This window comes from Microbacterium alcoholitolerans (assembly GCF_050408615.1).
In the GTDB taxonomy this organism is placed as follows: Bacteria; Actinomycetota; Actinomycetes; order Actinomycetales; family Microbacteriaceae; genus Microbacterium.
Genome location: NZ_JBNTKD010000001.1, coordinates 1,879,167 through 1,903,677 on the forward strand (window position 1 = coordinate 1,879,167; position 24,511 = coordinate 1,903,677).

Sequence of the window (24,511 nt, forward strand, 5' to 3'; positions counted from 1 at the left end):
GGCTGCGACGACGATGCAGACGGGTTCAGGACATGTAGCGGTCGGCGAGGTGCTTCCGGTATGGCGCCGCGTTCAGCGGCGAGCCAGTCGCCGCCTGCAGCACCTCCTGGACAGACTTGGTGCGGCCCGGGCTGTGCACGTTCTTCTGCAACCAGCCGAGCACGGCGCTGAAGTCGCGGCTGGCGATCGCCTCGGCGATCGAGATTCCCTGATCCTCCATAGCCTGGGCGAGTTGAGCCGAGGCTACGTTGCCGATCACGTACGCCGTGAACAGTCCGAACATGCGACGAGTCCAGTGCGGATCCTGCAGCGCCCCCTCGCGGATGGTCGCGGGGATGATGCCGAGATACTCCTCGCTCTTTGCGTTCCAAACCTGAGGCACGTCCGCGACGGTGATCGTCCCGCTCAACAGCTGTTCTTCGATCTCGAAGCGCAGCAGGATGTGCAGGTTGAACGAAATCTCATCGGTGGCGATGCGGATCGGTGACGATGCGGCACGCGTCTGACTGCGGTGGTAGCGCACGGCCCATTCGGCGGCGGAGAGACGTCCAATACGCCGTTCGAGGATCTCCCCTATCCGCTGCGCGAAGTCCGCGCGGCGTCCGATGATGTTCTCCCAGAACTTCGCCTGGGATTCCTGCAGGTACGGCATGCTGCCATGCCCTGCTGGCGTGTCCCAGAGTTCTTCCGCGACGCCCTGACCGTACAGCGCGTGCCCGTACTCGTGCACCATCGTCGACACCGCTTCGAAGAGGGGGACATCACTGCGGAAAGTGATGCGCACGTCGTTGGGTCCGGCCGAACTCGTGTAGCCGTGCGGTGAGAAGGCGATTCCGCCACGTGCGAAGTCGAAGCCGATGAGTTCGCCGATGTCGCGTGCGATGGCGAGCAGCAGATGCTCTGGTTGCCGACCCTCTTCCTCGAATTCTTCAACCTCGCGGGCTTTGCGCGCGTCGATGAGAAAGTCGCGCATCTCGCTCAGTACTTCTGAGATCTCGGCGTGAGTGGGGCCGACCGCGTACACCGACAGGAGCGCGTCCATCGGGTGCACGTCATAGCCGACCGTCTCGGCGTACTCCTTGTCGATCTCGACCATCTTCGCCAGCCATGGCTCGAAGGACGCCCAGTCCTCGTCCTTACGTGCCTGCTCCCAGACGTTGAACGCCTGGGCGCCTACCTCGAGGAACCGTCGCCAGATGCCGGAGCTCAGGCGAAGAGCCTGCGCTCGATCCTCGCGGACGACGCCCAACCACGGCTCATCGCCGGATGTCGCGTCCAGAAGCTCACCGAGCTGGTCGGAGACGAGCCGCTGCTGGATGAGCTCCTGGAGGATGCCCGCCTGATTGACCCGCTCATTGATGGCTGCCGGTGGCATGGCGGATTGCTGATCCAGCCACATGCGCTCGGCAATGTTCTTGAGAGCTTCGAGTTCACTCAGGTACTGCTCCAAGGATTCGGTCACGATTCACCTTTCGGCTCGATCATCTGTTCGGTTTGTACGGACGAGCTGCGTGGCTCAGCCAAATCGCCTGCACGCAAGTAACACGACGCCTGGTGGTCCGGTTCTCCGACCGGCACGGGCATGAGCTGCGGTGGGCTGTGATCACACAATCCCGACCGCGCGATCGGGCACCGCGGGTGGAAAGTGCAGCCCGCGGGCGGATACAGCGGCGAAGGCACCTCCCCGAGGCTCAGGCGCTGCATGCGCCGGCCGCGCGGATGTGCCGTCGGCACCGCCCGGAGCAGCGTCTCCGTATAGGGATGCTGCGGATTGTCGAAGATCTCCGCCCGGCTCGCGATCTCGACCACGCGGCCGAGATACATCACCGCAACCCGGTCTGACACGTTCTCGACGACAGCCAGGTTATGCGCGACGAAGAGCACAGTGAGGTTCAGTTCCTGTTGCAGGTCTTTGAGCAGGTTGAGGATCTGCGCCTGCACCGAGACATCCAGGGCTGAGACGGGCTCGTCAGCGACGAGAAGGTCGGGTTTGAGAATCAGTGCCCGGCCTATGCCGATCCGCTGTCGCTGTCCGCCTGAGAACTCGTGCGGGTAGCGATCGGCGTGTGCTGCCTGCAGACCCACCATGTCGAGCATCTCAGCGACCCGACGACGGCGCTCGAGCCGATCGCCGATACCGTGGTGCACCAGACCCTCCTCCATGCTGTCTCCCACCGTGGTGCGGGGATCCAGCGAGGCATAAGGGTCCTGAAAGACGATCTGCGCCCGACGGCGGAACTGTTTGAGGCGAGAGCCACGTAACGAGCTGACGTCCCGGCCGTCGAACTCGATAGTGCCGTCGGTCGGCGCCAGCAAGCGAACGATCATGCGCGACAGGGTCGTCTTGCCGCATCCGGACTCCCCGACAAGCCCGAGTGTCTCTCCTCGTCGGATATCGAGGTTCACATCGCTCACCGCCTGGACGATGTCGCGAGACAGCCCATTGGCTCCGCGTACGCGGTACTGCTTGTTCAGGCTACGAACCTTGACAATATCGTCGTTCATTTGCGCGCTCCTGCGACGGCGTCGGAAACGCTAGCGCTGTCGTCGTACAGCCAGCACCGCACGCTATGCCCTGGCTCCACCTCGCGCAGCTCCGGATGCTGCGACTCGCATATCGTCAGACCCGACTCGATTCGCGCAGCACAGCGTGAGGCGAAACGGCACCCCGGACCGATGTCGGCGAGGTTAGGGACGGTGCCGGGAATGGCGACTAGGCGTTCTTCGGCGGCACCGAGCATCGGCGCCGACTTGATCAAGCCCTTTGTGTACGGATGCATCGGGTTGTCGAACAGCGCCTCAACGCCAGTCGTCTCCACGATCTCGCCCGCGTACATCACCGCAACCTCATCGGCGATCTCGGCGACGACGCCGAGATCGTGGGTGATGAACACCACGGCGGTTCCTCGAGCTCGCTGCAGTTCTCTGATGAGGTCCAGGATCTGTGCCTGCATCGTCACGTCGAGCGCAGTCGTCGGTTCGTCGGCGATGAGCACGTCAGGTTCACAAGCCAGCGCCATGGCGATCATGACGCGTTGAGCCATGCCCCCCGACAGCTCGTGCGGGAATGCCTTGACTCTGGCCTCAGGGTCAGGCATGCCGACGTCGCGCAGGCCGGCGATGATCCGCTCGTTCTGCGCCGTGCGCGTCAAGTCTCGGTGGAGCGCGAATACCTCGCGGATCTGCGTTCCGACCCGGTAACTCGGGTTCAGCGATGACAACGGCTGCTGGAACACCATCGACACTTCGTTGCCGCGAATCTTCCTCAGTTCGCTTGGGCGAAGCTCGGCGAGGTTGCGCCCGTTCAGGAGTATCTCTCCTGATATCACCTTCCCCGGCGAGGGCACCAATCCCATGATCGACAGAGATGTCATGGATTTGCCGCATCCGGACTCCCCCACCACACACATCGTGCGTCCCGCCTCGACGTCGAAGGAGACACCGTCGACGGCGTTGAATCCTCCTCCGGGGAGTTCGAACCGTGTTCGCAGGTCGCGAACCTGCAACACCGGACCTCGGGGCGTCGAAGCAGCAGATCCGTCCGCTCCCAACATGGACGTGTCAGTCATCGTCTCCTCCATCATCAACCGAGCCTCGGATCGCGAACATCGCGCAGCCAGTCACCAAAGACGTTCAAGGCGAGCACGGTCAACACAATCGCGATGCCTGGAAAGGTCGCCACCCACCAGGCGCGGACGAGGTAGTCGCGACCAGTGGCGAGCATGGTGCCCCAACTCGGAACGTCGGGCGGAACACCCAGCCCAAGGAAGGTCAGAGATGCCTCGGCGACGATGACCACTCCGACCTGCAGGCTCGCGAACACCACGAGCGAGGGCATGACGTGCGGCGTGATGCGTCGCATCATGATGTACCAGCTGTTCGCACCGGCGGACTGCGAGGCGAGCACGTACTCCCGATTTCGAAGACTCAACACCTCACCACGCACCAAGCGTGCGTACAGCGCCCAACCAGAGACCCCGAGTGCGACGATGATACTTCCGAGCCCGGGTCCGAGGGCGATACGCAGAACGAGAGCCATGAGGAAGAACGGCATGACGATGGTCACATCGACCGCACGCATGATCACCACATCGACCCAGCCGCGGTAGTACCCGGAGAGCACGCCGAGCAACAGGCCCAGTCCGAGCCCCAACACGACCGCCGAGAGCGCGACGGTAAGCGAGATGCGCGTGCCATAGATGACACCGCTGAGCACGTCACGACCGAGCGCGTCCGTGCCCAGCCAGCGGTGACGGCCTTCGGGTCCGACAGTTCCCGGAGGAAGCAGACGCATGGCGAGGTCCTGTTCCTGAGGGTCGAACGGCGCAATGACATTCGCCCCGATCGCACAGACCACGACGAGGATGATGATCACCACGGAGAAGATCGCCCCAGGGCTCCGACGAAGCTCGAAGAGCGCGGCCGTGAACGTGCTGTTCGGCGCGGACTTCTTTTTGGGTGGGGCGGTATCAGCTCTTTGCGACATCACGGCTCCTCGGGTCGATCAGGGTGTACAGGACGTCGACGATCAGCGATGTGATGACAACCAGTAGGCCGATGAGAATCACTGTCGCTTGGATCAGCGTGAAGTCGAACGTGTTGATCGACCGGATCAGCAACCAGCCCAGGCCCGGCACCGCGAAGATCGTCTCGATGATGATCGAGCCGGAGATCAGTGTGGCTGTCTTCAGGCCGACGATCGTCACCACCGGAATGAGAGCATTGCGCAGGACATGCACAACCGTGGCTCGCGCAGGGCCCGCCCCTTTCGCGTAAGCCGTGCGAACGTAATCCTGCTGGCTCGCCTCGATCATGGACGACCGCGTCAACCGGGTGACGTCGGCGACGACCACAACGCTCAGAGCGACCGTCGGAAGGACGAGCTGCGCCCAGGTGCCGTAGCCGGACGCGGGGAACCAGCCGAGCGTCACGCTGAAGACGATGATCAGCATGAGACCGAACCAGAAGTTCGGCATTGCCCGCCCGAGTGTCGCCAACGCCGTGGCGACGATGTCGACGAACTTGCCGCGACGAAGCGCCGCAATCACGCCGAGCACGAGAGCGAGCGGCACACCGACCAGCAGCGAAAGTGTGGTCAGCATCAAGGTCGGGGCGACGTGCTCCAGGACGATCTGCCCCGCGGGGCGGTTCTGCGTCATCGACATCCCGAAATCGAACTGCACAAGTCCGGTCAGGTAGTGCCAGTACTGAACGAGGATGGGCTGGTCGAGACCGAAACGAGCCCTCAGCGCATCGATGTCGTCACGGCTGGCTTCAGGCGCGACCATGAGCTCTGCCGGATCGCCGACAACCCTCAGCAGGAAAAACACCACAGTGACCAGAAGGAAGACCGTCACGACGGTCTGACCGATTCGGGTCAGGATGGCTAACGTGATCTTCATATCACCTTCAATCGGGTGAGAGTCCGTGGCCGGGCCGGGCCGGGCCGGGCGAGGCCGGCCACGGACTCGACGCGAACGACGAATGTCAGCTCAACTGAGCGGCATCAATTGCCGCGCTTCAGGTCCTTCGCGATGACGTACTGGTCAAGTCGCGGCGTGTACTTCACTCGATCGCTGACGCCGTACACATCGGGGATCTGGTACAGGAAGATGAACGGCGCCTCTTCTTTCAGCAGCGTCTGGATCTGCTTGTAGAGGTCCTCGCGCTTCGCGACGTCCATCTCCTGGCGCGCGGCTTGTGTGAGCTCATCGAGCCGCGAATTGCTGTAGTACGACGAGATGCCACCGGTCTCCAGGGTTCCGTTGATCAGCGAATCAGCCGAGGGCTCGAGGGCCCCCCACTGCCATGCGTACAGTGGGGCGACCTTGTTGGCTTCCTGCCCGTCGATGACGACGGAACGGTAGCTCGGGTGATCGAGAATCTCGACGCTCACATCGACGCCGACCTTGGCGAGCTGTGCTACCAGGGCGTTGACGACCTCACTGCCACTTGCGAAGATCTCCTCACTCAACTGAATACTCAGTGACAGACCGTCAGGGTGACCCGCTTCAGCGAGAAGCTCCTTCGCCCTGTCAGGATCGTGTGGGTACGGCTCAAGTTCCGGGTCGAAGCCTGTAAAGTCCGGACGGAAGACGGTGGCCGTGCGGTCACCGTAGCCCTCCATAACGGTATCGAGGATCAGCGAAACGTCGACAGCGTAGTTCAGGGCTTGACGAACCCGCTTGTCCAGCAGCGCCTCTTCACCGCCTGGTAGCTGGTTCATGCCGATGTACGCGATGCGTCGACCGGCGAGCGCGATGACATTCACACCCTCGCTGGCTTCGAGCTCCGGGATCTGACCGACCGGTGCGTTCTTGATGATGTCGGCGCCACCGGTCTGCAGCTCGGCGGTACGAGTCGAGGCTTCGGGAACTGGGCGGATGATGAATCGGTCCACCTCCGGCGCGTCGCCCCAGTAGTTCGGATTCACCTCGAGAACGATGCGCTGACCCGGTGCGAACTCGGCGAGCGTGTAAGCACCGGTGCCGATCGGGTTCATGGCGAACTCGCTCTCGGGGACAGATCCGGTGTACTCCGGTGGGACTATGTCGAGGGAGTACGCCCGCTCCGGGAAGATCGGGTCAGGGACCTTGGTGTGGATGCGCACTGTGGTGTCGTCGATGACCTCGGCGGATTCCATCGTGGGGAACGAGTACGAGACCCGAGCGACCTCTGCGTTCGGGTCAAGAATGCGATCGACCGAGAACTTCACAGCGTCGGCGTTGAAAGGTTCCCCATTGCTGAACTCGACGCCCTCGCGGAGTTGGAACTCCCATGTGTTGTCGTCGATCGCAACCCATTCGGTTGCCAGCGACGGCAGCGTCTCCTGGAGGTCGGCGCTCAGCACGGTCAGCGTGTCGTAGATGTTCCGCACGACGTTGGCCTTCTCATCCGCCCCGGGGGTGTGCGGGTCGAAGTCCGGGGGGTCGGTATTCGCCAGCAGAGTCACTTCGAACGGCGTCCCTTCGCCACCATTCGGTTCGGCGGAGTCCCCGCCGGGCGGCGAGCACGCGGAGAGAGCAAGCGCAAGAACAGCCGATATGGCCAACAGAACGGTTGGACGGCCGACTCCAGATCTCTTCATTGAGGTTCTCCAAATCACTGTGGTGGTGTCGGCAGCATCTGCTATTGTCGACAGTGTTCGTCACTGTAGCCTAGCCGCAGGGTGAACGCAACGGTTCATCTCGGCTCACTGCTCCTCGAGTCGGGCATCCACGCCGCATCGCCAGCGCGGCCAAGAATCAGGAGATAGAAGTGATCATCGACTTCCACACCCATATCTGGAACAAGCAGCTCGACGACGTTGACACCTTCGTCAAAGGGTTGGACGAAGGCGGTATCGACAAGGCCTGTGTGCTGCCGATTGCGCCCTACATGTCGAACGAGGATGTCGCGCGTCTTGTCGACAAGCACCCTGACCGGCTCATCGGTTTCGCATCAGTGGTGCCATTCGCGCAGACCACCGGCATCGACCGCCTCGATCCCTCGGATGAACTCCGCCACGCCGTCGCGGAACTCGGGCTCAAGGGCCTCAAGATCCATCCGCTCATTCAAGGTTTCAAGATCGACGACCCCGGCCTGGTACCGTTGATGTCCACCGCCGCCGAGTTGGACATACCTGTTCTGCTACACACGGGCCCGAACATGGGCAAGGCGGGACGCAGCGCCAATGGGAAAGTGGAGTTGATCGAGGATCTCGCCCTGATGTGCCCGAACACCACGATCGTGGCCGGGCACGCCGACCCGCTCGACATCACGACGGCGTATATGGCAGCTTCAATGCCCAATGTCTACCTTGAGCCCTCGATCTCGTGGCCCAAGCGTCACGAAATCCTGCCGAAGCTCGCAGCACAGGTGATCGAAATCGCCGGTGCTTCGAAGATTCTCTACGGCACCGATTTCAGCATCGGGCGCGGCCATCGCATCAGCGACATCAACAGCATGCTCGACGAGTGCAACCTCTCGGCGGAGGATCGCGAGCTGATCGAAAGCGGCAACGCACGCCGGCTCCTCAAGATATGAGCGACTCGGCACCCCTCCCCGGCGACGACGGAACGGACCTTCCCACGCGGGTTGCCCGATGGGTCGCCGCGGGCATCATCGACCGCCGCTGGGTGGAGGGGCAGCGGCTGAACGAAGTCCACATCGCTCAGGAGCTCGGGACGTCGCGCGCCCCCGTGCGAGAGGCGTTGCGCACACTGGACGAGCAGGGACTGGTCACATATCAAGCGCGGGTCGGATGCGTGGTGAATGGCTTCACGCCCAAAACGGTGGAAGACCTATATGCGGTCCGCGCTGCGATCGAGCGCTGGTGCATCATCGAGGGCGCACCGCACCTCACCGATGAGGACGTCGAGCGCATGGAGCGTTTTCTGATACCCATGGAGGCGGCCTGGGTGCGCCGTGACTACCCCGCGTTCTACACTCATGCCTGGTCCATGAGAGAAGTGATCCACGCACGCAGCGGAAACGCCGTGGCCTTCACCGAGATCCGCAAACTCCGTTCCCGACTGCATCAACTGCCGCTCGTACTGCATGAGATTCCAGAGCACAGCGAGTGGATCCTACGACGGCACCACGACATCGTGACAGCGGCGAAGGCACGCGATACGGAAGCCATCGCTGACATCATCGTGGACATCCTGTCGGTCGCAGGACGGTACGTGCGCGAGGCATACGAACGACGATTCACTACGGATCCGCATTCCACTCATGGAGGGTCGACAGCCTCTGACGGATGGAGTCCTCCGTCAGAGGTCTTCGACAGTCTTTGAACAGTCGCATCACACGAGGCCGGGCGGTCCTAGGGTTCCAACCTTCGCCTGGAACGCCCGGCCGATGCGCAGGCAGACATCGTCGCGCCAGTGCGGCGCGATCACCTGTAACCCCACCGGCATCCCGGTCTCCCGACCGAGTCCGCTGGGAACGGTCACGGCGGGGTGGCCAGAGATGTTGAAGATCGAGGTATTGCGAGCGACCACATCGGCAAGCGCCATCATGCGCCCGCCCAGTCGGACGACATCCTGGTCTTCGAAAGGTGCGACGATGGCGGAGGTCGCGCATACCAGTGCGTCGAGCCCTCCGAACAGCGCCGTCGTCGCCTCGGCCAGCAGCGATCGGAGTCGCAGCGCGTGGATGTAGTCCACAGCACGGAGCTGCGTCCCCGCCTCGAGCATGTGCATGAACGCGTGCCCGTGGCCTGGTCGATCCGTGTCGTGCAGCGCAGCCGATTCGGCTTCTACGAGCACGCGCTTGACAGCATCCGGATTGACCTGCTCGATGAGTGGAAAATCGACGTTGATGAGCTCGGCGCCAAGATCGCTCAGAGCGGTGACCGCTTCCCTGGTCACGTCCGCCACCTCGGGTTCTGTCACCTGGAACCATCCGCCTAGCACACCGATCCGCATGCCCCCGAGGGGACGCAGTGCGGCGTCCCCCGACAAGGCTCGTACCGACCGCTCTCCGGCGAGAATGCCGAACACAGCTGCCGCGGTCGTGACGGTCTGTGTCAGGGTTCCCGTATGGTCCAGGTGCCAGCTCAGCGGCGGCACGCCGCTCGTCGGCACACGTCCGCGTGTCGGTTTGAATCCGACCGCGCCACACCATGCCGCGGGTACCCGGATCGAGCCTCCGCTGTCGGTACCCAGGGCGACCTGAAGCAGGCCCCCTCCTACTGCCGCGGCTGACCCGGACGACGATCCTCCGGAGCGACGGCGTTCATCCCAAACGTTGCGAGTGAAGCTGTTCGGCCCGGATGCGAACTCGTAGGTGGCGAGCTTCGCCACGAGAATTGCCCCCGCATCGCGCAGGTTGAGGACGGCCTGCGCGGTGACCGCTGGAACAAACCCTGCGTAGGCGGGTGAGCCGAACGTCGTGGGCGACCCCGCGACCTGAATCACGTCCTTGACGCCGAACGCGAGGCCTTCAAGTTCTCGAGCTTCGCCGGCGAGAATCCGTCTGCGTGATTCCGCAGCCGCCTGCCTCGCCTCGTCGTGCATGATCCGCGCGATCATGCCCATCATGCGTCCCGTGTTCTCAAGCGTCGCGAGCACGCGGTTGATTTCGGCAACGGGAGGGCCAGTCGCTTTCCATGCGGGCGCCTGCCACTGACGACAATGCATCGGTCGCGGCGGCACTGCCTGATCGACCGGAGTCACAGGGTCGGGGAGAAGATCGAGACGGTAGGCCCGTAACGATGCCACATCGTCCACGACGCTGGGCGGAATCATGTCAGCTCTCCATTTCTCGCGGCGATGTCACCTGTCTAATTGCTGTCGACAGAGTACCAAGCTGCCGACAGCAGGGGAAGCTAGCGTACCGCGGCGAATAGCTTCGCGACCCGAGCGGACGCGCTCGGGGTCCCGTCCGCGGCAATACGACATAGCGGATCTCGGACAGCACAGGAAGGCCTGGTGGCGGCTCAACGCGCGAGAGTCCATGCTCTTCGACGTTCACACGGACATTAGAGTTCTGCCATGACGATGTGGTGGCCATGGGTGCGACTCGCGGCGGCGGCGCTCGGGTCCGCGGCGCTGATCCGGCAGCTCGCGCTGGCCGTGAGCAACGCGCGCGCGGCCGAGACGGCGGCGGCGTCGCACCTGCCGACGGTCATCGCGAACTTCTTCAGCTACTTCACCGTGCTCTCGAACCTCATCGCCGCGGTCGCGCTCGTGATCGGAGCAGTGTGGATGCTGCGGCATCGCCGCGATCGCAGGCCCGAGCCGATCTGGCTCTCGACCCTGTTCGCGTGCGCCGCGACCTACATGATCGTCACCGGCATCGTCTACAACGTGCTGCTGAGGCACATCCAGATCGCGGGGATCTCGGATCCGTGGACCAACGAGACGCTGCACGTGGTCATCCCGCTGGTGATGCTCGCAGACGTGCTGCTGGCGCCCCACCGCCGCGCACTGCCGTACCGCACGCTCGCCGTGATCGCGGCCTTCCCCGTGGTGTGGGCGGCGTACACGCTGCTGCGCGCGAACCTGATCACCGCCCCCTCGACCGGCAACCCGTGGTGGTATCCGTATCCGTTCCTCGATCCGCATCTGCAGGACGGCTACGCCGTGGTCATCGCCTACATCGTCGGCATCGCCGCGGTGATCCTCTCCGTCGGTGCGGGCGTCATCTGGGTGGGGCGCCGACGTCGGCCGATCCCTGCACCCCCCGAGCCTGCTCCCCGCGCGGCGGTGGCCTATCCTCAGATCGAAGACACGTCGGAGGGGGACGCGCTTGTCGGATGAGGCCTGGGCGCCGCGCGCGACCACGAGTGCGCCCGAATCGGGTGGACCCACGGCGGGCGAGACGCGACGGCCCGCGCCCATCGACGTGCCCGGGTACACCGATCTGGTCGAACTGGCTCAGGGCGGCGACTCGATCGTCTATCACGCCAGGCAGATCTCGCTCGATCGCGAGGTGGCGATCAAAGTCGTGCGGATCTCGGATCCCTCGATGGCCGAGCGCTTCCGCCGTGAGGTCGAGATCACCGTGCGGCTCGGTCGGCAGCATCCGCACATCGTCACCGTGCTCGACACGACGACGGCCACCACGGGCGAACTCTGCCTGGTGATGGACTTCCACGACCTCGGCTCGGTGCACGATCGGCTGCAGGCGCATGGCCCGCTGTCGGCATCCGAAGTCGTCGAGGCGGGAACGGCGGTGGCGGATGCCCTCGCCTTCGCCCACCGGGCGGGCGTGCTGCACCGCGACGTGAAGCCGCAGAACATCCTGGTGCTGCCAACCTCGTTCGTGCTCAGCGACTTCGGCATCGCCCGGCAGATGGATGCCGATCGCACGGCGTCCCTGGAGCGATTCTCGTACCGGCATGCGTCGCCGCAAGTGCTCGACGGACTGATGCCGACCGAGGCGGACGACGTCTGGTCGCTGGGTTCGACGCTGTTCACCCTGCTCGACGGCCGCGCGCCGTTCGCCGGAGACGACCCGGATGACGACAGCGCCCTCACATACCTCCGCCGGGTGCGACTCAACGAGCGGCGCCCGCTGCGCCGCGACGATCTGCCGGATGGTCTGCGCGAGTTCATCGACCGCGCGCTCGCCCCCGCGAGGGAGGACCGCATCGCGACGGCAGCGCAGGCGCTGGCGACACTGCGCGGCCTCCGCACCGAGGGTCGCAGCTGGGAGCCGGATGCCATGGGCGAGCCCGCAGCAGTGCCCGCGTCTGCGCCTGCGCCTGCGCCCGAGAGCGCCCCGCCGGTGGCGATGACGACGCCAGTGGCGGATGCTGACGCGAGCGCCCCGGCGATCACGAAGCCCGCGGTGAGCGATGACGTCCGCCCCGCTGCGGATGAGGCCGCCCGGACACCAGTGGGCGAAGGCGCAGCATCCGCCATCCGCCCCGGTGACGACGCGAGCGACACGCGGACGCCCGCTGACCCTGCGCCGGTCGCGCGCTCGGCGCTCGCCGATCTCGACCGCCCCGCCCTGGTGCGCCCGGCGGGCAGGGACGATGACGCGACCGGAACCCTGATCCCGGATGCCGAACCCGACCCCGCCGATCACGAGAGCCCCGATCGAGAAGCCGCCGCGCGCACCTGGCGGAGAACGGTGCTGTTCCTGGGCGGCATGCTCGTCGCGGGTGCGATCGTCGGCGCCGTCGTCTTCTTCCTCTCGCGCGAGTCGCCCGATGAGGCGCCCCCGGCACCGCCCGCAGAGCAGACGGTGCCATCGGCGTCGGCGCCGCCCGAGGACGACGGCACTCAGCCGACCGTGTCCGACCCGGACTTCGCTCCGCAGGACCTGGTCGTCACCGATCGCGGCACGTCGGCGCTGCTGACCTGGGCGGCGCCGCCCGGCACCGTCACCTCCATCGCGGTGGTGCAGGTGATCGAGGGCGAGTCGCCCGTCGTGGTCGCGAACCTCTCCGGCTCGGCCGGCGAGTACACGGTCGAAGGGCTCGACCCCGACGCGAAGACCTGCTTCGCCGTCGCAGGTTACGGGATGAAGGACGGCAGCGTCACAGCGGGCTCGAGCCCGCAGGCCTGCACCCGCTGAGAAGCGACGGCGTCGTCACCGGCGACCGAGCGACGCGAAGCCCCAGGTCAGTCGGCGCCACAGCGAGCTGTCCCTGCGCAGTGCCCGGTCGATCGCCACGGCGGTCGACCAGGCAGCATCCGATCCGGCAACATCCGATCCGGCGTCCGCAACAGGACCGAACGCCGCAGACTGCGCCTGGCCCGCCAGGACCAGCGCGGCCTCGCCCAGCCCGCCGTCAGTCGGAACCGCGGCGGCGACGATCTCCTCCGGCGCGGCACCGGCGGCGGGTGGCCGACCGGCGAGCGCCAGCGCATCGAGCACGAGCGCCCAGGCGCCGGGCGCACCCTGCCGGCGCCATCGGGCGCGACGGCGCGCCCGCCGCACGGCGAGCACCACGATGATCGCGATCAGCAGCGCGACGAGCGCTGCTCCCACCACGGCCAGCGTCGCCGGCACGCCGGTCTGCTCGCTCGAGTCGGCCACCGGGGTCGCACTGCCCGCATCTGTCGAGGCGCCCTCGTCAGACGGTGTCGCTTGCGGCGCCGGGGTCGCACCCGTCGACGAGGCCGGCGGGGTGTGCTCGGTGCGGACAGCTGAATCGGGCGCGGCATCCACGGCGATCCAGCCCGCGCGCGCCAGGTAGACCTCTGCCCATACCCGGGCATCCGATCCGGCCACCGTCACCCGCGAACCATCGGCCGAGCTCTCGACCGCGGCGGGGTCGACGCCGAAGCCCACCACGAGCCGGCTGGGCAGCCCCACGGCGCGGGCGAGCACGGCGAACGACGCGGCGAACTGCTCGGTCGTGCCGACCTGTCCACCCTCGACCTCGGGAGCGAACAGGAACTCGGCGATCCGGCCGTACGACGCTCCCGACGGCGCGCCCTCGTCGAGGATGCGTTCCCCGCGCACGAAGTCCGCGAGCTCGGTGACCTGATCCCATCGCGCGGACGCGCCGTCGACCGCCGCCTCGGCCTGCGCCACGAGCTCGACGGGCACACGCGGCAGTGCGAGATAGCGCTGCGCCTCGGATGCCGGCGGCACGCCGGCCTGCGCGATCGCCTCGTCGGAGGGTGCGTCGACGGACGCGGTGATCGTGAGCACCTGCGGCACGGCGCCGCTCGCCGAGACAAGCGAACCCGTGTCGGGGTCGAGGAGCACCCCGCCGGCACCAGCGTCGCCGGCGTCCACAGAACTCGTATGCCCCACCCCCGGCACCCACGCGCTGTCGATCTCTCCGCTCTCGAGCCGCAGCGTGACCGGCGTCTGCCACTCGCCGGCCGGCAGGTCGGGCGTCGCCACGACTCCGACCGGACGCAGCCCGGCATCGAGCGTCCACGAGGCGCCGTCGAAATCGGGCAGCACAGCCAGCCGGACGCGCTCGGGCATCTCACCCGCAGTCGACAGCGCGAACAGCCCGCTGTCTGCCTCGGCGTTCCACCGCGAGACGTCCGGCAGCGGGTTGACGGCCTGCGCGGGAAGCGGGGGCGGCGGCACCAGCGTGCGGGGTTCGAAGCGGTCGCCGCCGACGAGGGCGGATGCCGAGATCGCGAGCAGCCCGACCAGTGCGGCGGTCGCCAGCCCGAGCACCCATCCGCGCCCGGATGCGCGTCGCGCGGGGCGGCGATCGGTCGGGCGCGCGGGTGTCGCGATCCAGCCCGCCAGGATGAGCAGGACGGATGCCGCGGCCACCGCACCGTGCGGGTCGCCGGTCCCGGCGGTGAGCAGCGCACCGGCCACCTGCAGCACGAGCACCCCGATCAGCGGGGCGATCCGCGCGCGGCCGTGCGCGGTGACGGCGAGCGCGACGGCGAGCGCGGTCAGCCACACCAGCAGCGCCGACGGCATCAGCAGATCGATGTCTGAAGGCGCGGGGCGTGCGGCGGTGAGCAGCCGCGGGATGGAGTCGATCAGCGGTGAGAGCACGCCGTCGGCGGTCCACCTGGCTGACGCGTCTGCGGGCTGCGCGCCGAGGGCAGTGGCGGCGATGACGGCCATCAGCCCCACGCCGACAGCCGTCCACACAGAGGGGATGCGCAGCCAGCGCGCGAGTACGACCAGCAGGTGCGGCACGATGACGCATCCGACGAGCACGAGCACCGCCCACCAGGCCGAGTAGCCCGCCGCGATCGGGATCGTCGAGATTCCGAGGATCCCGATCGACCAGACGACCGCGAGCAGCCGGCTCATCGGGCGGCTCCCGCCGCGACCGCGGTGCGCCAGCCGTGCGCGAGCTCCTCGGCCCGCGGTCCGTGCAGCACCAGCACGCCGCCGGATGCCGAGACGAGCCGGTCCGGCGACGGGTCGACCACGGCGACGACGCCGACCGGCGCGGCCGCCGCCGTGAGCACGAGCTCGGCTGCGGCAGCATCCGATCCCGAGACCACGGCCACCACGTCCGGTGAGCTCACCTGCATCCGCAGTGGAGCGGACGAGCCGTGCGGGGCGAGCATCGCGAGCGCGGCGAGCGCGTGCGGGGCGATTCGCGCGTCCTCCACACGGCCCGGTTCGACGGGCAGGTCGAGATCGACGGTCCCGGACACGGTGACCAGGCGCGCGGCAGAACGCCTGCCGGCGGCCGCGTCGAGCAGGCTCGCCGCGAGGTCGACCGCCTCGTCGAGACCGCCGTCGCGATAGGAGTCGGCCCGATCGTCGAGCAGCACGGTGAGGAACGGCTGCGACGGGTCGGCGTCCTCGCGCACCATCAGCTGGCCGCGCCGCGCGCTGGTCGCCCAGTGCAGTCGGCGCAGGTCGTCGCCTGGCACGTACTCGCGCAGGCCGACCAGGTCGGTGCCGCCATGGGCGATGCGCTCGTCGGCGCCCGCGTGCCCGCGGCGCATTCCGGGCGGCACGCCGATCACGTCGAGCACGCGAGGTTCCACCAGCACGCTGGCCGTGTCGCCATGCACGCGGCGGACGCGGATCAGATCGCCGAACGAGCGGCGGTCGAGAGTGAGCGGGCCGAACTCGATCAGGCCGCGGTGGTCGGTGGGGATGCGCACGTCGGTGGCGGCATGCTCACCGGCCGCGAGCGGAGGGAAGTCGAACACGATCGGCGCACCGGCCACCCGGTCGGTGCCGCTGATCGAGACGCGCCAGCGCCGAGCGGTGTTCTCCACCCTGATCGTGGCGTGGCACTCGTCGTAGCGGGCGACGCGTGCGGGATGCACGGTGCGCGAGACCTGCACGGGTGTCGGCGCGGCGACCGTGAGCACGGCCACGAGCAGCGTCGCCGTCAATGCCAGAGCCAGACCGACGATCGCGGGGTACGCGGCCCACACGCCGAGCACCCAGCAGAGCACCGCGCAGACGGCGGTGGCCCACCCGCGCGCAGTCAGACGCGTGGTCATGCCGGCGTGGGCTGCGGTGCCTCGACGCGGGCGAGCACGTCGGCGAGCACGTCGTCGGCCGTGACGCCGTCCAGCTGCGCCTCGCGCGAGAGCACCAGGCGGTGGGCGAGCACGGGCACCGCGAGCTGCTGCACGTCGGAGGGGATCACGAAGTGGCGTCCCTGCGTCGCGGCGCGCACCTGGGCGGCGCCGACCAGTGCGCGCAGCGCGCGGGTGGATGCACCCAGTCGCAGCCGTCCGTCCGCTCGCGTGGCGGCGCCGACAGCGCGGATGTAGTTCAGGATCGGGTCGGCAACATGCAGCGCCGACAGCAGCCGGATCTGCTCGGCGACGGCATCCGGATCGGTGACCTGCCGCACGTCTCCGATCCGTCCGGCCGCGCTGCCCGGGCGGAGCACCGCCACCTCGTGCTCGAGATCGGGGTAGCCGATCCGCAGCCGCATCAGAAAGCGGTCCAACTGCGCCTCGGGCAGCCGGTAGGTGCCGTCCATGTCGACCGGGTTCTGCGTGGCGATCACGAGGAACGGGTCGGGCACGCGCTGCGCGACGCCGTCGGTCGTGACGGTGTGCTCGGCCATGACCTCCAGCAGCGCAGACTGGGTCTTCGCCGCGGCGCGGTTGATCTCGTCGGCCAGCAGCACGTTCGCGAACACCGGGCCTGGGCGGAACGAGATCTGGCCGGTGGCCGGGTCGAAGACGCTTGTACCGGTGACGTCGGCCGGCAGCAGGTCGGGCGTGAACTGGATGCGACGGGAGATCCCGCCGATCGCGGCCGAGAACGCCCGCGCCAGGGTGGTCTTGCCCGTGCCCGGCACGTCTTCGAGCAGCACGTGCCCGCCGGCGAACAGCGCCACCGCGGCCTGCTCGATGACGCTGCGCTTGCCCTGCAGTGCCTCGCCGACAGCGTCCACGATCCCGTCGTGCAGCAGCCGGAAGCGCGAGACATCGGCCTGGGTGGGCACCTGTGCGGGTTCGAGCGCCATGCCGGTCATGCGGATCCTCCAGTGGTGGTCGGGGTGGGGTCGGACGCCGTGAGGCCGTCGGTCGTCTCGGCGCGGCGGCGGATGCCGCGCAGCAGCCAGGCCACGCCGAGCAGTCCGATGCCGGCGGCGAGGATGGGCTCGTCGGTGCCGTCGGTCGGAGACCACGGCACGGGGACGATGCTCACGTCGGGGTCGGTGGGGTCGAATCCCACCGGGTCGGTGCAGATGCCAGTCGCCATAGAGCAGTGCGCCCACGTGTTGCGCGGCGGGGCGGTGTCGGACCCGGTCGCCGAGGTGAACGATTCGCGGGTCACGTACGCCGATACGGTCGACATCCCTCGGGTCATCCCGTTGAAGCTGCCGCCTCCGGAGGTGCAGTCGAAGTTCCGCGTCTGCGCGCCGGTCGAGCTCTGCAGGTGCACGGTGCACGTCGCACTGGTGGCGCTCCATCCCTCCGGCAGGCTCACGTATACGGTGAACGGGATGTCGTCGTCGTAGAGGCCCGGTGCGTTGAACTGGATGCCCGAGATCACGTCGGCGCCGTTCTCGGGGGTGGGCGGCAGGGGAGCGTTGACGACCTGGGCGTTCGCCGATCCGGTGGTCGACGCTCCGGCGCCGACGCTGTTGGACGGCGTGACGGTCGCGGAGACGGTGATGGTGCGCGTCTCGCCCGGGGCTCCTCGGCCGCACAGGTGCTCGTTGCCCGCGCCGCACACCAGCGTTCGCGACAGCGAGGTGGCGGTCGTCGTGACGGTCTCGGTGCGGCCGGCGCCGGACAGCTCCACCGAGTAGGTCACCGGGGCGCCGTTGCTCGCGGAAGCCGCCCAGCTGACGCTGAAGTCGACCGCGCTGCCGTCGCCGGTCAGTCCGGTGACGCTCGGCGTTCCGGCCGCGCCGGGGGAGCCGACGACCGTGACCGCATTGCTGGCGGCCGACTCCGCGGTGGTGCCGCCGAGCACGGTGCGCACCGTGTAGGTGTGCGTGCCGAAGCCGACGTTGGAGAAGGTGAGCGAGCGACTCGTGCCCGCCGAGGTCCACGACCCTCCCGCCGGGCGGACGAGGTACTCGTCAGCGCCACCGGGCGCCGCGTTCCAGGTGACCGTGACCGACCGGCCCGACGCGACAGCGCTGATGTTCGTCGCTGCGGCCGCCTCGGGCTCGGGGTCCGGGTCCGGGTCCGAGCTCGGTGTGGGATCCGGGTCGGGGTCGGACGTCGGGGTGGGATCCGGGTCGGGCGTCGGCGTGGTGCCCGGAGTCGGATCCGGGTCTGGGGTCGGGTCGGAGCCGGGAGTCGGGTCGGCACCGGGAGTCGGATCCGTCCCGGGGGTCGGGTCGGCGCCGGGAGTCGGCTGCGGGTTCGTGCCGGGGGTGGGGTCGGCACCGGGGAGCGGATCTGGGAGCGGGTCGGAGCCGGCCACGGGATCCTGGCTGGGCCGGGGGCTCGGGCGGCCCTGGTCACCGGACCTGTCGCGATCCTCGTTCTTCTTGCCGCGGTCCGGTGCGGGAATGGTGACCGGCGGCTCGCGGTCGACCCGCACTTCGGGCACGTCCGGCGCCCCCAGATCGACCATGCCGGTGGAGCCGTCGGGCTGCACGACCACGGCACGACCATCGCGGTCGGTGGTGACGAACAGGCGCCCCTCGTCGGCGGTGAAGACCGGGTCGCCGCCACCGGGGATGATGATGTCCGCGCCGGCGCGCTTGCCGCGGGCATCGAGCACCATCACGGTTCCCGTGCCGAGGCACGGCACGTAGACGCGCTCGCTGAACACCTGGGGGCTGCCGGGTCTGGTGCATCCGCGCTCGCCCACGTCGACCTGCAGCAGCGAGCCGGACGACAGTAGGAACACCTGGCCTGTGTCGGTGACGGATGCCGGCACGAGCGTCGCCGGTGAATGCGGGGCGGCGGCGATCGAGCCGGACAGGGCGGGGACGGTCACGGCGAGATCGCTGCCCGAACCCACCTGCACGACCGCGCCGCCGTCCGCGGCGAAGACGGTCACTCCGCGCTCGTGCGGCACGAGTCTGGTCTCGGGCCCCGCTCCGGCGACCGGCCGACGTTCCTCAGTGCGGAACCTGCCGGAGCCGTCGGAGTACTCCAGCTGGGTGAGCTCGCCGTCGTCGGTGAGCACCCAGACGTCGCCATCACCGTCGACGACCGCATCGGTGATCGGGTGCGCGGTGCGGAACGGCTTGCCGATGTCGGCGAGGGTCAGCGGGTCGACGGCCCGCACCGTGCCGGGATCGTCATCGACGACGACGACGCGGCCTCCGCCGACCAGCACTCGCTCGTCGCCCGAGGTGGCGCGGCTGCCACTGGCGATGAGAGCGGCCAGATCGACCGCGGTAACCAGCCCGCTGCGCTCGTCGGTGACGATGAGCGCACCGTCGCGCTGCGCGATGGACAAAGAGGTGTCGCCGTCACCGACCACCAGCCGCCGCTCGGCGACGCCGGTGGACGGGTTGACCTGCACGACGCTGCCGTCCTGGCCGGGGAGCCAGGCCTGGCCATCCGACATGTCGACCGCCAGAGCCGCGACGCCGTTGCCGGCGATCGCGCCGACCACGAGCAGCGCGCCGCCGAACGCGACGCCGACCTCGACCATCCCCCGATCGCGGCCGCGCAGCAGTCGAGACCAGATTCCCCTCATGATCGCCCCTCCGACGCCTCAGATACTAGCTGTACGACATGGATCTGCCCACCGGCGACGAGGACGCCGCGACCGACCCCCGCCATCGGTTCGTGCGAGTTCATCGGCACCTGGGCTCCCACCAGAGCACCGTCGCCCATCTCGGGAGCGATCAGCATGGCCCTCCTCGAGCGCTTCACCGTGGCCGCGAGGCCCGGGATGTGCTGGCGCCCGCGGAGGTCGTCCGGGTCGCCGGCGACGACCAGCGCGGTGTCCGGCCGGCCGATCAGTGCGGTGAGCGCCTCCAGGGCGCGCCGCTCGTCTCCGCCGGCCTCCCACACGCGCTCCCACTCGTGCACATCGTCGACCAGCACGAGCGTCCAGCCGTCGCCCGCGGGTCGTGCGGCCTGCTCCTGCGCCCACGCGGCTGCCTCGGCGGCATCCGCGATCGTGCGGTCGGTGTCGGATGCCGAAGACCGTTCGTCAGCGGATGCGCGCGGCCCGATCAGCACGACCTCCGCCGGCGTCTCAGCACGGCGGGCGAGCTGGGCGAGTCCGATCAGCGTGGAGGTGCGGCCCGAGCGCGCACGTCCGGTCAGCAGCACCGGGCCGTCGCAGAGTCTCAGCGAGACCGGAGCCACGACGTCCTGCTCGACGCCGACGACGAGCTCGTCACGCTGCGGACGCGGCAGCACGCTCTGCGGAAGCCGGGTCGGCATCACGGGCACGGGCGCGGGCGACGCCTCGTCGTAGCGACCGTTCAGGCGGCCGCCGAGCTCGTCGAGCCGCTCGACCTGCAGCGGCGTTCCCGCTCCGCCGAGCGTCGCGACCTGCACCTCGTGCGCGCCGAACAGTCCGCGGCCGGCGGGCGACTCGCGGTCGAGCACGCCACCAGGGACGCCGAGCATCGGGTAGTCGTCGTCGACGCTCATGCGCATCACCACGCGAGCGCCGAACGCGGCCAGGATCTGGCTCGACACCCCGGTGCGCTGCGGTGCGGTCGCGGTCACATGCACGCCGCAGCGACGCCCCTCCTGCAGTACGGTGAGCAGCTGATCGGCGTGCTGGCGGCGCATCGAGCCGCCGCCCTCGAGGGCGTCGAGCACGGCGGGCAGGTTGTCGATGAGCAGGTGGATGCGCTGCACGTGCACGCCGGTTGCGGCCAGCGCGTCCAGATCGGCAACGCCGTGCGAAGCGAGCATCGCGTTCCGCTCGGTGACCGTGCGATGCACCATGCGGATCAGGCGCAGCATCCGCTCGGTGGACTGCTCGACGACGATCGAGCCGACCGAGCCGAGCCGCTCGAGCACCGTCAGCCCGCCACCGCCGGCGTCGATGCCGTAGACGCACGCGGCCGCGCGCTCGGCGCCCGCAGTCGCGGCGAGCGCGACGGTGCGCAGCAGCTCGGTCTTTCCGGCGCCGGATGCGCCGAAGACGAGCAGGTGGCCGGCGCGCGAGTAGTCGATCGTCCAGGGCACCTGCCGCTGCTCGCCGGGCACGTCGCGCAGACCCAGCAGCACGCTGCCCGGAGCCTGCTCGACGACGGTGACGTCTGTGCCCGATCCGGCGATGGCGGCCTCGTCACGGGCATCCGATCCGATCGCGAGGCGACCCGGCTCGATCACCGCGACGGGCAGCTCCTGCGGCAGCGGCGGGATCCACGGACGGCGCGGCGGCTGCATGCCGCTGCGCAGGAACGCGGTGGTCACGGTGGCGACGATGCGCTCCAGGTCGGAGTGCTCGTGCGGGCGGCCCGCGTCGACGGCACCGCCGCCGGTCGCGCGGGCGGTGAACGGCGCGACCCGCACCCGCTCCCCCACCTCGTGCAGCTGCTCGGCGCCGCCGACGTACGCCACCTGCACCATCTCGCGGGTGCCGTGTCCGGTGCGGCGCAGCAGCGCTCGCCCGGGGGTGCGACGCGAGAGGTCGGCGGCATCGGGGGCATCCACGACATCGGTGGAGTCGTCGGCCGAGGCGACCCGCAGCGCGATGCGCAGGTCGGTGTTCGCCTTGATCTGCGGGGTGACCACGCCGGCGGGGCGCTGGGTCGCGAGGATCATGTGCATGCCGAGTGAGCGACCGCGCTGGGCGATCGAGACCATGCCGTCGATGAAGTCGGGCACCTCGGCGAGGAGAGCGGCGAACTCGTCGACGCAGATGAGCATGCTCGGCGGGGCGACCTCGGGGTGCATCCGCTCGAGCGCCAGCAGGTCTTTCGCACCGTACTCGGCCAGCAGGTGCTCGCGGGCGGTGAGCTCGGCGTGCAGCGAGGTGAGCGCCCGCTGCACCAGCGCCGGCGTGAGGTCGGTGATGTAGCCGACGGTGTGCGGCAGCTCGGCGCACTCGCGGAACGCCGCGCCGCCCTTGTAGTCCACGAGCAGGAAGGTGATGCGGCTGGGCGGGTTGTTCAGCGCGAGCGAGCACAGCAGCGACTGCAGCAGCTCGCTCTTGCCCGCGCCGGTGGTGCCGGCGACCAGACCGTGCGGTCCGTCCTCACGCAGGTCGATGGAGCAGACCCCGTCGGCGCCGACCCCGAGCTGAGCCCGCAGACCGCGGCTGGATGCCCACCGCTGGGCGATCGCGTCGGCGTCGTCGAGGTCGGCGAGGTCGCTGCTGAGCTCGGCGATGCGCACCCGGTCGGGCAGCGCCGATTCCCCGGCGAGCACGGCGGCCTCGTCGCGGTAGCCGCCCAGTGCCCGCGCGCAGCGCCAGGCGGCGGCGAGGTCGAGTGCGTCGAGGCTGGTCAGTTCGTCGACGCCGCCGCGGTCGGCGTGCCGGATGCTACTGACGGGAAGATCGATCGCGGCATCTGTCGCCGCGGGCACGCGGGCAAGGTCGTCGCCCACCCAAATCAGGTGCAGCCGGCTGTCGTCGGCGATCGCCGCGACGCCCTCCAGCGTGCGACGCGGGATGCCCGCGGCGGCATCGATCAGGCACACGACGTGCTCGACGCCGCCGACCGTGCGGGCCAGCTCTTCGAGCAGCGCCTGCCCGTCGCCCGCTCCGATCGCGACAGATGCCAGGCCGCCGGCCAGGGGAGCGGCGTGCGGCAGCCAGCGCAGCCAGCTCTCCATGCGGGCGCGCTCGTGACCGAGCACGGCGACGATGCGCACGTCGTTCGGGGAGTGCGTGACGGCCACGCGGATCAGGGCGGCGCGCAGCCAGCCCTCCAGCTGCTCGCCCTCGCCGACCACCGCGGTCAGCGGTCCGAGGGGGACGGTCACCGGCATGTCGGGGAGCACCGCTCGCTTCGTCGCCTCCGCGGCGGCCTCGGCGCGCAGCGCACGGTCGCCCTGCTCCTTGGCATCCGCCGTCACCAGCGCCGGGCGCGGGCCGATGCCCGCGCGCAGGTGCAGGAAGTCGTCGTCATCGGCCTGCCGCACCCAGACCGCGCGATCGGCGCTGGTCGCCCGGTCGCTCACGATGTGCGGGGCAGGGTCGTCGTCGACGGCGTTCTCGCGCTGGGTCTGCGCGGCCTGATCGATGGTCGCGAGGGCCGCAGCGAGGTCGTCGCGCCAGATGCGGGTCTCTTCGGCGAACTCCCGCTTGGCGGCGTGGCGCTGAAGCAGATGCGTGGCGACCATCATCATCGGGAAGCCGATCATGAACACCAGCGAGTACGCGTTGCGCATGGTGAGGAACATCACGCCGCCCATCAGCAGGGGCATCAGGATCATCGGCCACGGGAAGGGCTGGCGGCGCGGAGCGGACGGCGGCGACGGGAACGCGACCTCGACGGGAGCGACCGAGGTGCCGAACCGCGGCGAGCGCCAGATGCTGCGCTGCGTCGTGGCGTCGGCGGCGCGACCGGGCTGCAGCGCGATGACGGTGGAGCCCACCGTGATCCGCTCGCCCCACGCGACCGGCTGCGGGCGCTCGGTACGACGGCCCCCGACCAGAGTGCCGTGCGCGGAGCCCTCGTCGCTGATCATCGGCTCGGCGCCGAGGATCAGCCGTGCGTGGGTGCGTGAGACGAGCGGGTCATCCACGCGCACCGTGGCGTCGGCGCCGCGGCCGATGGTCGCGACCTCGCCGTGCAGCGGGATCCGCCGGCCGGCGTCGGCGCCGGTGAGCACCTGCACGATCGCGCGAGGGGCGGATGCCGGAGTGGGTCGGTCGAGCCAGTCGGATCCGACGGATGCGACCTCGATGACGTCTCCGTCGCGCAAGGGCGCCTCGGAGAGGGGCGTCTGCGCCGCCCAGGGCACCCCCGCGGTGACCGGGGCCAGCAGCACAGAGGAGCCGGCGATGTGGCGGCCGAGGCCGGCGGCCAGGTCGGCGACCGATCCGCCCCGATCGGCGGTGACGACGACATCGACCGGCTCGAGACCGCTCTCGGATGTCGGCTGCACACTCACTCGCCACATGGGGTTCTCCTTGGATCGTTCTGCTTCGACGCTAGGGCGGCGGCGCGCGGGGGCAAAGGGCGCGAGGGGTGGAAACTTCCGGCGCGTGGGCGCGGCGAGGGCGCGGGGCTGCGCGCGGGAGGGCCGGCGCGCAGGGCGGTGCGGGCTGCGTTGCACCGCGGGCACGCCGAAGCGGGGCCGGCACA

16 protein-coding genes are annotated in these 24,511 nt (G+C 68.9%); 4 read left to right on the forward strand and 12 right to left on the reverse strand.

The window, feature by feature from the left end; all coding sequences use genetic code 11:
• Window positions 1–25: 25 nt before the first annotated feature.
• From ACQUSX_RS09010 to ACQUSX_RS09035, 6 genes are all read right to left on the reverse strand, one after another.
• Entirely contained in the window at window positions 26–1,462 is a 1,437-nt protein-coding gene (locus tag ACQUSX_RS09010) for a gluzincin family metallopeptidase (protein WP_428906609.1), read from the reverse strand.
• Entirely contained in the window at window positions 1,459–2,505 is a 1,047-nt protein-coding gene (locus ACQUSX_RS09015; RefSeq protein WP_428906610.1) for an ABC transporter ATP-binding protein, read from the reverse strand. The genes ACQUSX_RS09010 and ACQUSX_RS09015 overlap by 4 nt, the downstream gene beginning before the upstream one ends.
• Window positions 2,502–3,569, reverse strand: a complete 1,068-nt coding sequence (locus tag ACQUSX_RS09020) for an ABC transporter ATP-binding protein (RefSeq protein WP_428906611.1) — start codon at window positions 3,567–3,569, stop codon at window positions 2,502–2,504. Before ACQUSX_RS09020 ends, ACQUSX_RS09015 begins: the two co-directional genes overlap by 4 nt.
• A gap of 14 nt (window positions 3,570–3,583) precedes the next feature.
• Entirely contained in the window at window positions 3,584–4,486 is a 903-nt protein-coding gene (locus ACQUSX_RS09025) for an ABC transporter permease (RefSeq protein WP_428906612.1), read from the reverse strand.
• Window positions 4,470–5,402 carry an ABC transporter permease gene (locus tag ACQUSX_RS09030; protein WP_428906613.1) on the reverse strand — a complete coding sequence of 311 codons (933 nt, stop codon included), beginning with the start codon at window positions 5,400–5,402 and terminating at the stop codon, window positions 4,470–4,472. The genes ACQUSX_RS09025 and ACQUSX_RS09030 overlap by 17 nt, the downstream gene beginning before the upstream one ends.
• Before the next feature lie 104 nt (window positions 5,403–5,506).
• Complete coding sequence (locus ACQUSX_RS09035; protein WP_428906614.1) at window positions 5,507–6,952, reverse strand: ABC transporter substrate-binding protein; 1,446 nt, start codon at window positions 6,950–6,952, stop codon at window positions 5,507–5,509.
• 305 nt (window positions 6,953–7,257) lie between these two features.
• Between ACQUSX_RS09035 and ACQUSX_RS09040 the strand changes: the two genes are divergently transcribed.
• Window positions 7,258–8,025 carry an amidohydrolase family protein gene (locus ACQUSX_RS09040; RefSeq protein ID WP_428906615.1) on the forward strand — a complete coding sequence of 256 codons (768 nt, stop codon included), beginning with the start codon at window positions 7,258–7,260 and terminating at the stop codon, window positions 8,023–8,025.
• A complete protein-coding gene (locus ACQUSX_RS09045; protein WP_428929961.1) occupies window positions 8,022–8,777 on the forward strand; it encodes a GntR family transcriptional regulator in 756 nt (251 codons plus the stop codon). The genes ACQUSX_RS09040 and ACQUSX_RS09045 overlap by 4 nt, the downstream gene beginning before the upstream one ends.
• Before the next feature lie 9 nt (window positions 8,778–8,786).
• On the opposite strand, the gene ACQUSX_RS09050 is transcribed toward ACQUSX_RS09045, so the two are convergent.
• The gene (locus ACQUSX_RS09050; RefSeq protein WP_428929962.1) at window positions 8,787–10,055 is read right to left on the reverse strand and encodes an amidase; all 1,269 of its coding nucleotides are present in this window, start codon (window positions 10,053–10,055) and stop codon (window positions 8,787–8,789) included.
• Window positions 10,056–10,478: 423 nt separating this feature from the next.
• Between ACQUSX_RS09050 and ACQUSX_RS09055 the strand changes: the two genes are divergently transcribed.
• Together ACQUSX_RS09055 and ACQUSX_RS09060 are read left to right on the forward strand one after the other, a co-directional pair.
• On the forward strand, window positions 10,479–11,246 hold the full coding sequence (locus ACQUSX_RS09055; RefSeq protein WP_428906617.1) for a Pr6Pr family membrane protein: 768 nt from the start codon (window positions 10,479–10,481) through the stop codon (window positions 11,244–11,246).
• Window positions 11,236–13,014, forward strand: coding sequence for a protein kinase domain-containing protein (locus ACQUSX_RS09060; RefSeq protein ID WP_428929963.1), 1,779 nt, complete (start codon window positions 11,236–11,238; stop codon window positions 13,012–13,014). Before ACQUSX_RS09055 ends, ACQUSX_RS09060 begins: the two co-directional genes overlap by 11 nt.
• 15 nt (window positions 13,015–13,029) lie before the next feature.
• Here ACQUSX_RS09060 and ACQUSX_RS09065 read toward each other — a convergent pair whose 3' ends face one another.
• From ACQUSX_RS09065 to ACQUSX_RS09085, 5 genes are read right to left on the reverse strand one after another with little or no spacing between them, the layout of a single operon-like run.
• A complete protein-coding gene (locus ACQUSX_RS09065; RefSeq protein ID WP_428906619.1) occupies window positions 13,030–15,186 on the reverse strand; it encodes a transglutaminase TgpA family protein in 2,157 nt (718 codons plus the stop codon).
• Window positions 15,183–16,346 (reverse strand): DUF58 domain-containing protein, encoded by a 1,164-nt coding sequence (locus ACQUSX_RS09070; RefSeq protein ID WP_428906620.1) that lies wholly within the window; start codon window positions 16,344–16,346, stop codon window positions 15,183–15,185. The genes ACQUSX_RS09065 and ACQUSX_RS09070 overlap by 4 nt, the downstream gene beginning before the upstream one ends.
• Window positions 16,343–17,338 carry an AAA family ATPase gene (locus tag ACQUSX_RS09075; protein ID WP_428906621.1) on the reverse strand — a complete coding sequence of 332 codons (996 nt, stop codon included), beginning with the start codon at window positions 17,336–17,338 and terminating at the stop codon, window positions 16,343–16,345. Before ACQUSX_RS09075 ends, ACQUSX_RS09070 begins: the two co-directional genes overlap by 4 nt.
• Complete coding sequence (locus ACQUSX_RS09080) at window positions 17,335–19,980, reverse strand: hypothetical protein (RefSeq protein ID WP_428906622.1); 2,646 nt, start codon at window positions 19,978–19,980, stop codon at window positions 17,335–17,337. Before ACQUSX_RS09080 ends, ACQUSX_RS09075 begins: the two co-directional genes overlap by 4 nt.
• Entirely contained in the window at window positions 19,977–24,326 is a 4,350-nt protein-coding gene (locus ACQUSX_RS09085; protein WP_428906623.1) for a type VII secretion EssC family protein, read from the reverse strand. The genes ACQUSX_RS09080 and ACQUSX_RS09085 overlap by 4 nt, the downstream gene beginning before the upstream one ends.
• Between the last annotated feature and the right edge of the window lie 185 nt (window positions 24,327–24,511).

Coding starts and splice junctions, on each gene's coding strand:
- ACQUSX_RS09015 (WP_428906610.1), bottom strand. CDS start 2,505: ATGAACGACGATATTGTCAAGGTTCGTAGCCTGAACAAGCAGTACCGC.
- ACQUSX_RS09020 (WP_428906611.1), bottom strand. CDS start 3,569: ATGACTGACACGTCCATGTTGGGAGCGGACGGATCTGCTGCTTCGACG.
- ACQUSX_RS09025 (WP_428906612.1), bottom strand. CDS start 4,486: ATGTCGCAAAGAGCTGATACCGCCCCACCCAAAAAGAAGTCCGCGCCG.
- ACQUSX_RS09030 (WP_428906613.1), bottom strand. CDS start 5,402: ATGAAGATCACGTTAGCCATCCTGACCCGAATCGGTCAGACCGTCGTG.
- ACQUSX_RS09045 (WP_428929961.1), top strand. CDS start 8,022: ATGAGCGACTCGGCACCCCTCCCCGGCGACGACGGAACGGACCTTCCC.
- ACQUSX_RS09055 (WP_428906617.1), top strand. CDS start 10,479: ATGACGATGTGGTGGCCATGGGTGCGACTCGCGGCGGCGGCGCTCGGG.
- ACQUSX_RS09065 (WP_428906619.1), bottom strand. CDS start 15,186: ATGAGCCGGCTGCTCGCGGTCGTCTGGTCGATCGGGATCCTCGGAATC.
- ACQUSX_RS09070 (WP_428906620.1), bottom strand. CDS start 16,346: ATGACCACGCGTCTGACTGCGCGCGGGTGGGCCACCGCCGTCTGCGCG.
- ACQUSX_RS09075 (WP_428906621.1), bottom strand. CDS start 17,338: ATGACCGGCATGGCGCTCGAACCCGCACAGGTGCCCACCCAGGCCGAT.
- ACQUSX_RS09080 (WP_428906622.1), bottom strand. CDS start 19,980: ATGAGGGGAATCTGGTCTCGACTGCTGCGCGGCCGCGATCGGGGGATG.
- ACQUSX_RS09085 (WP_428906623.1), bottom strand. CDS start 24,326: ATGTGGCGAGTGAGTGTGCAGCCGACATCCGAGAGCGGTCTCGAGCCG.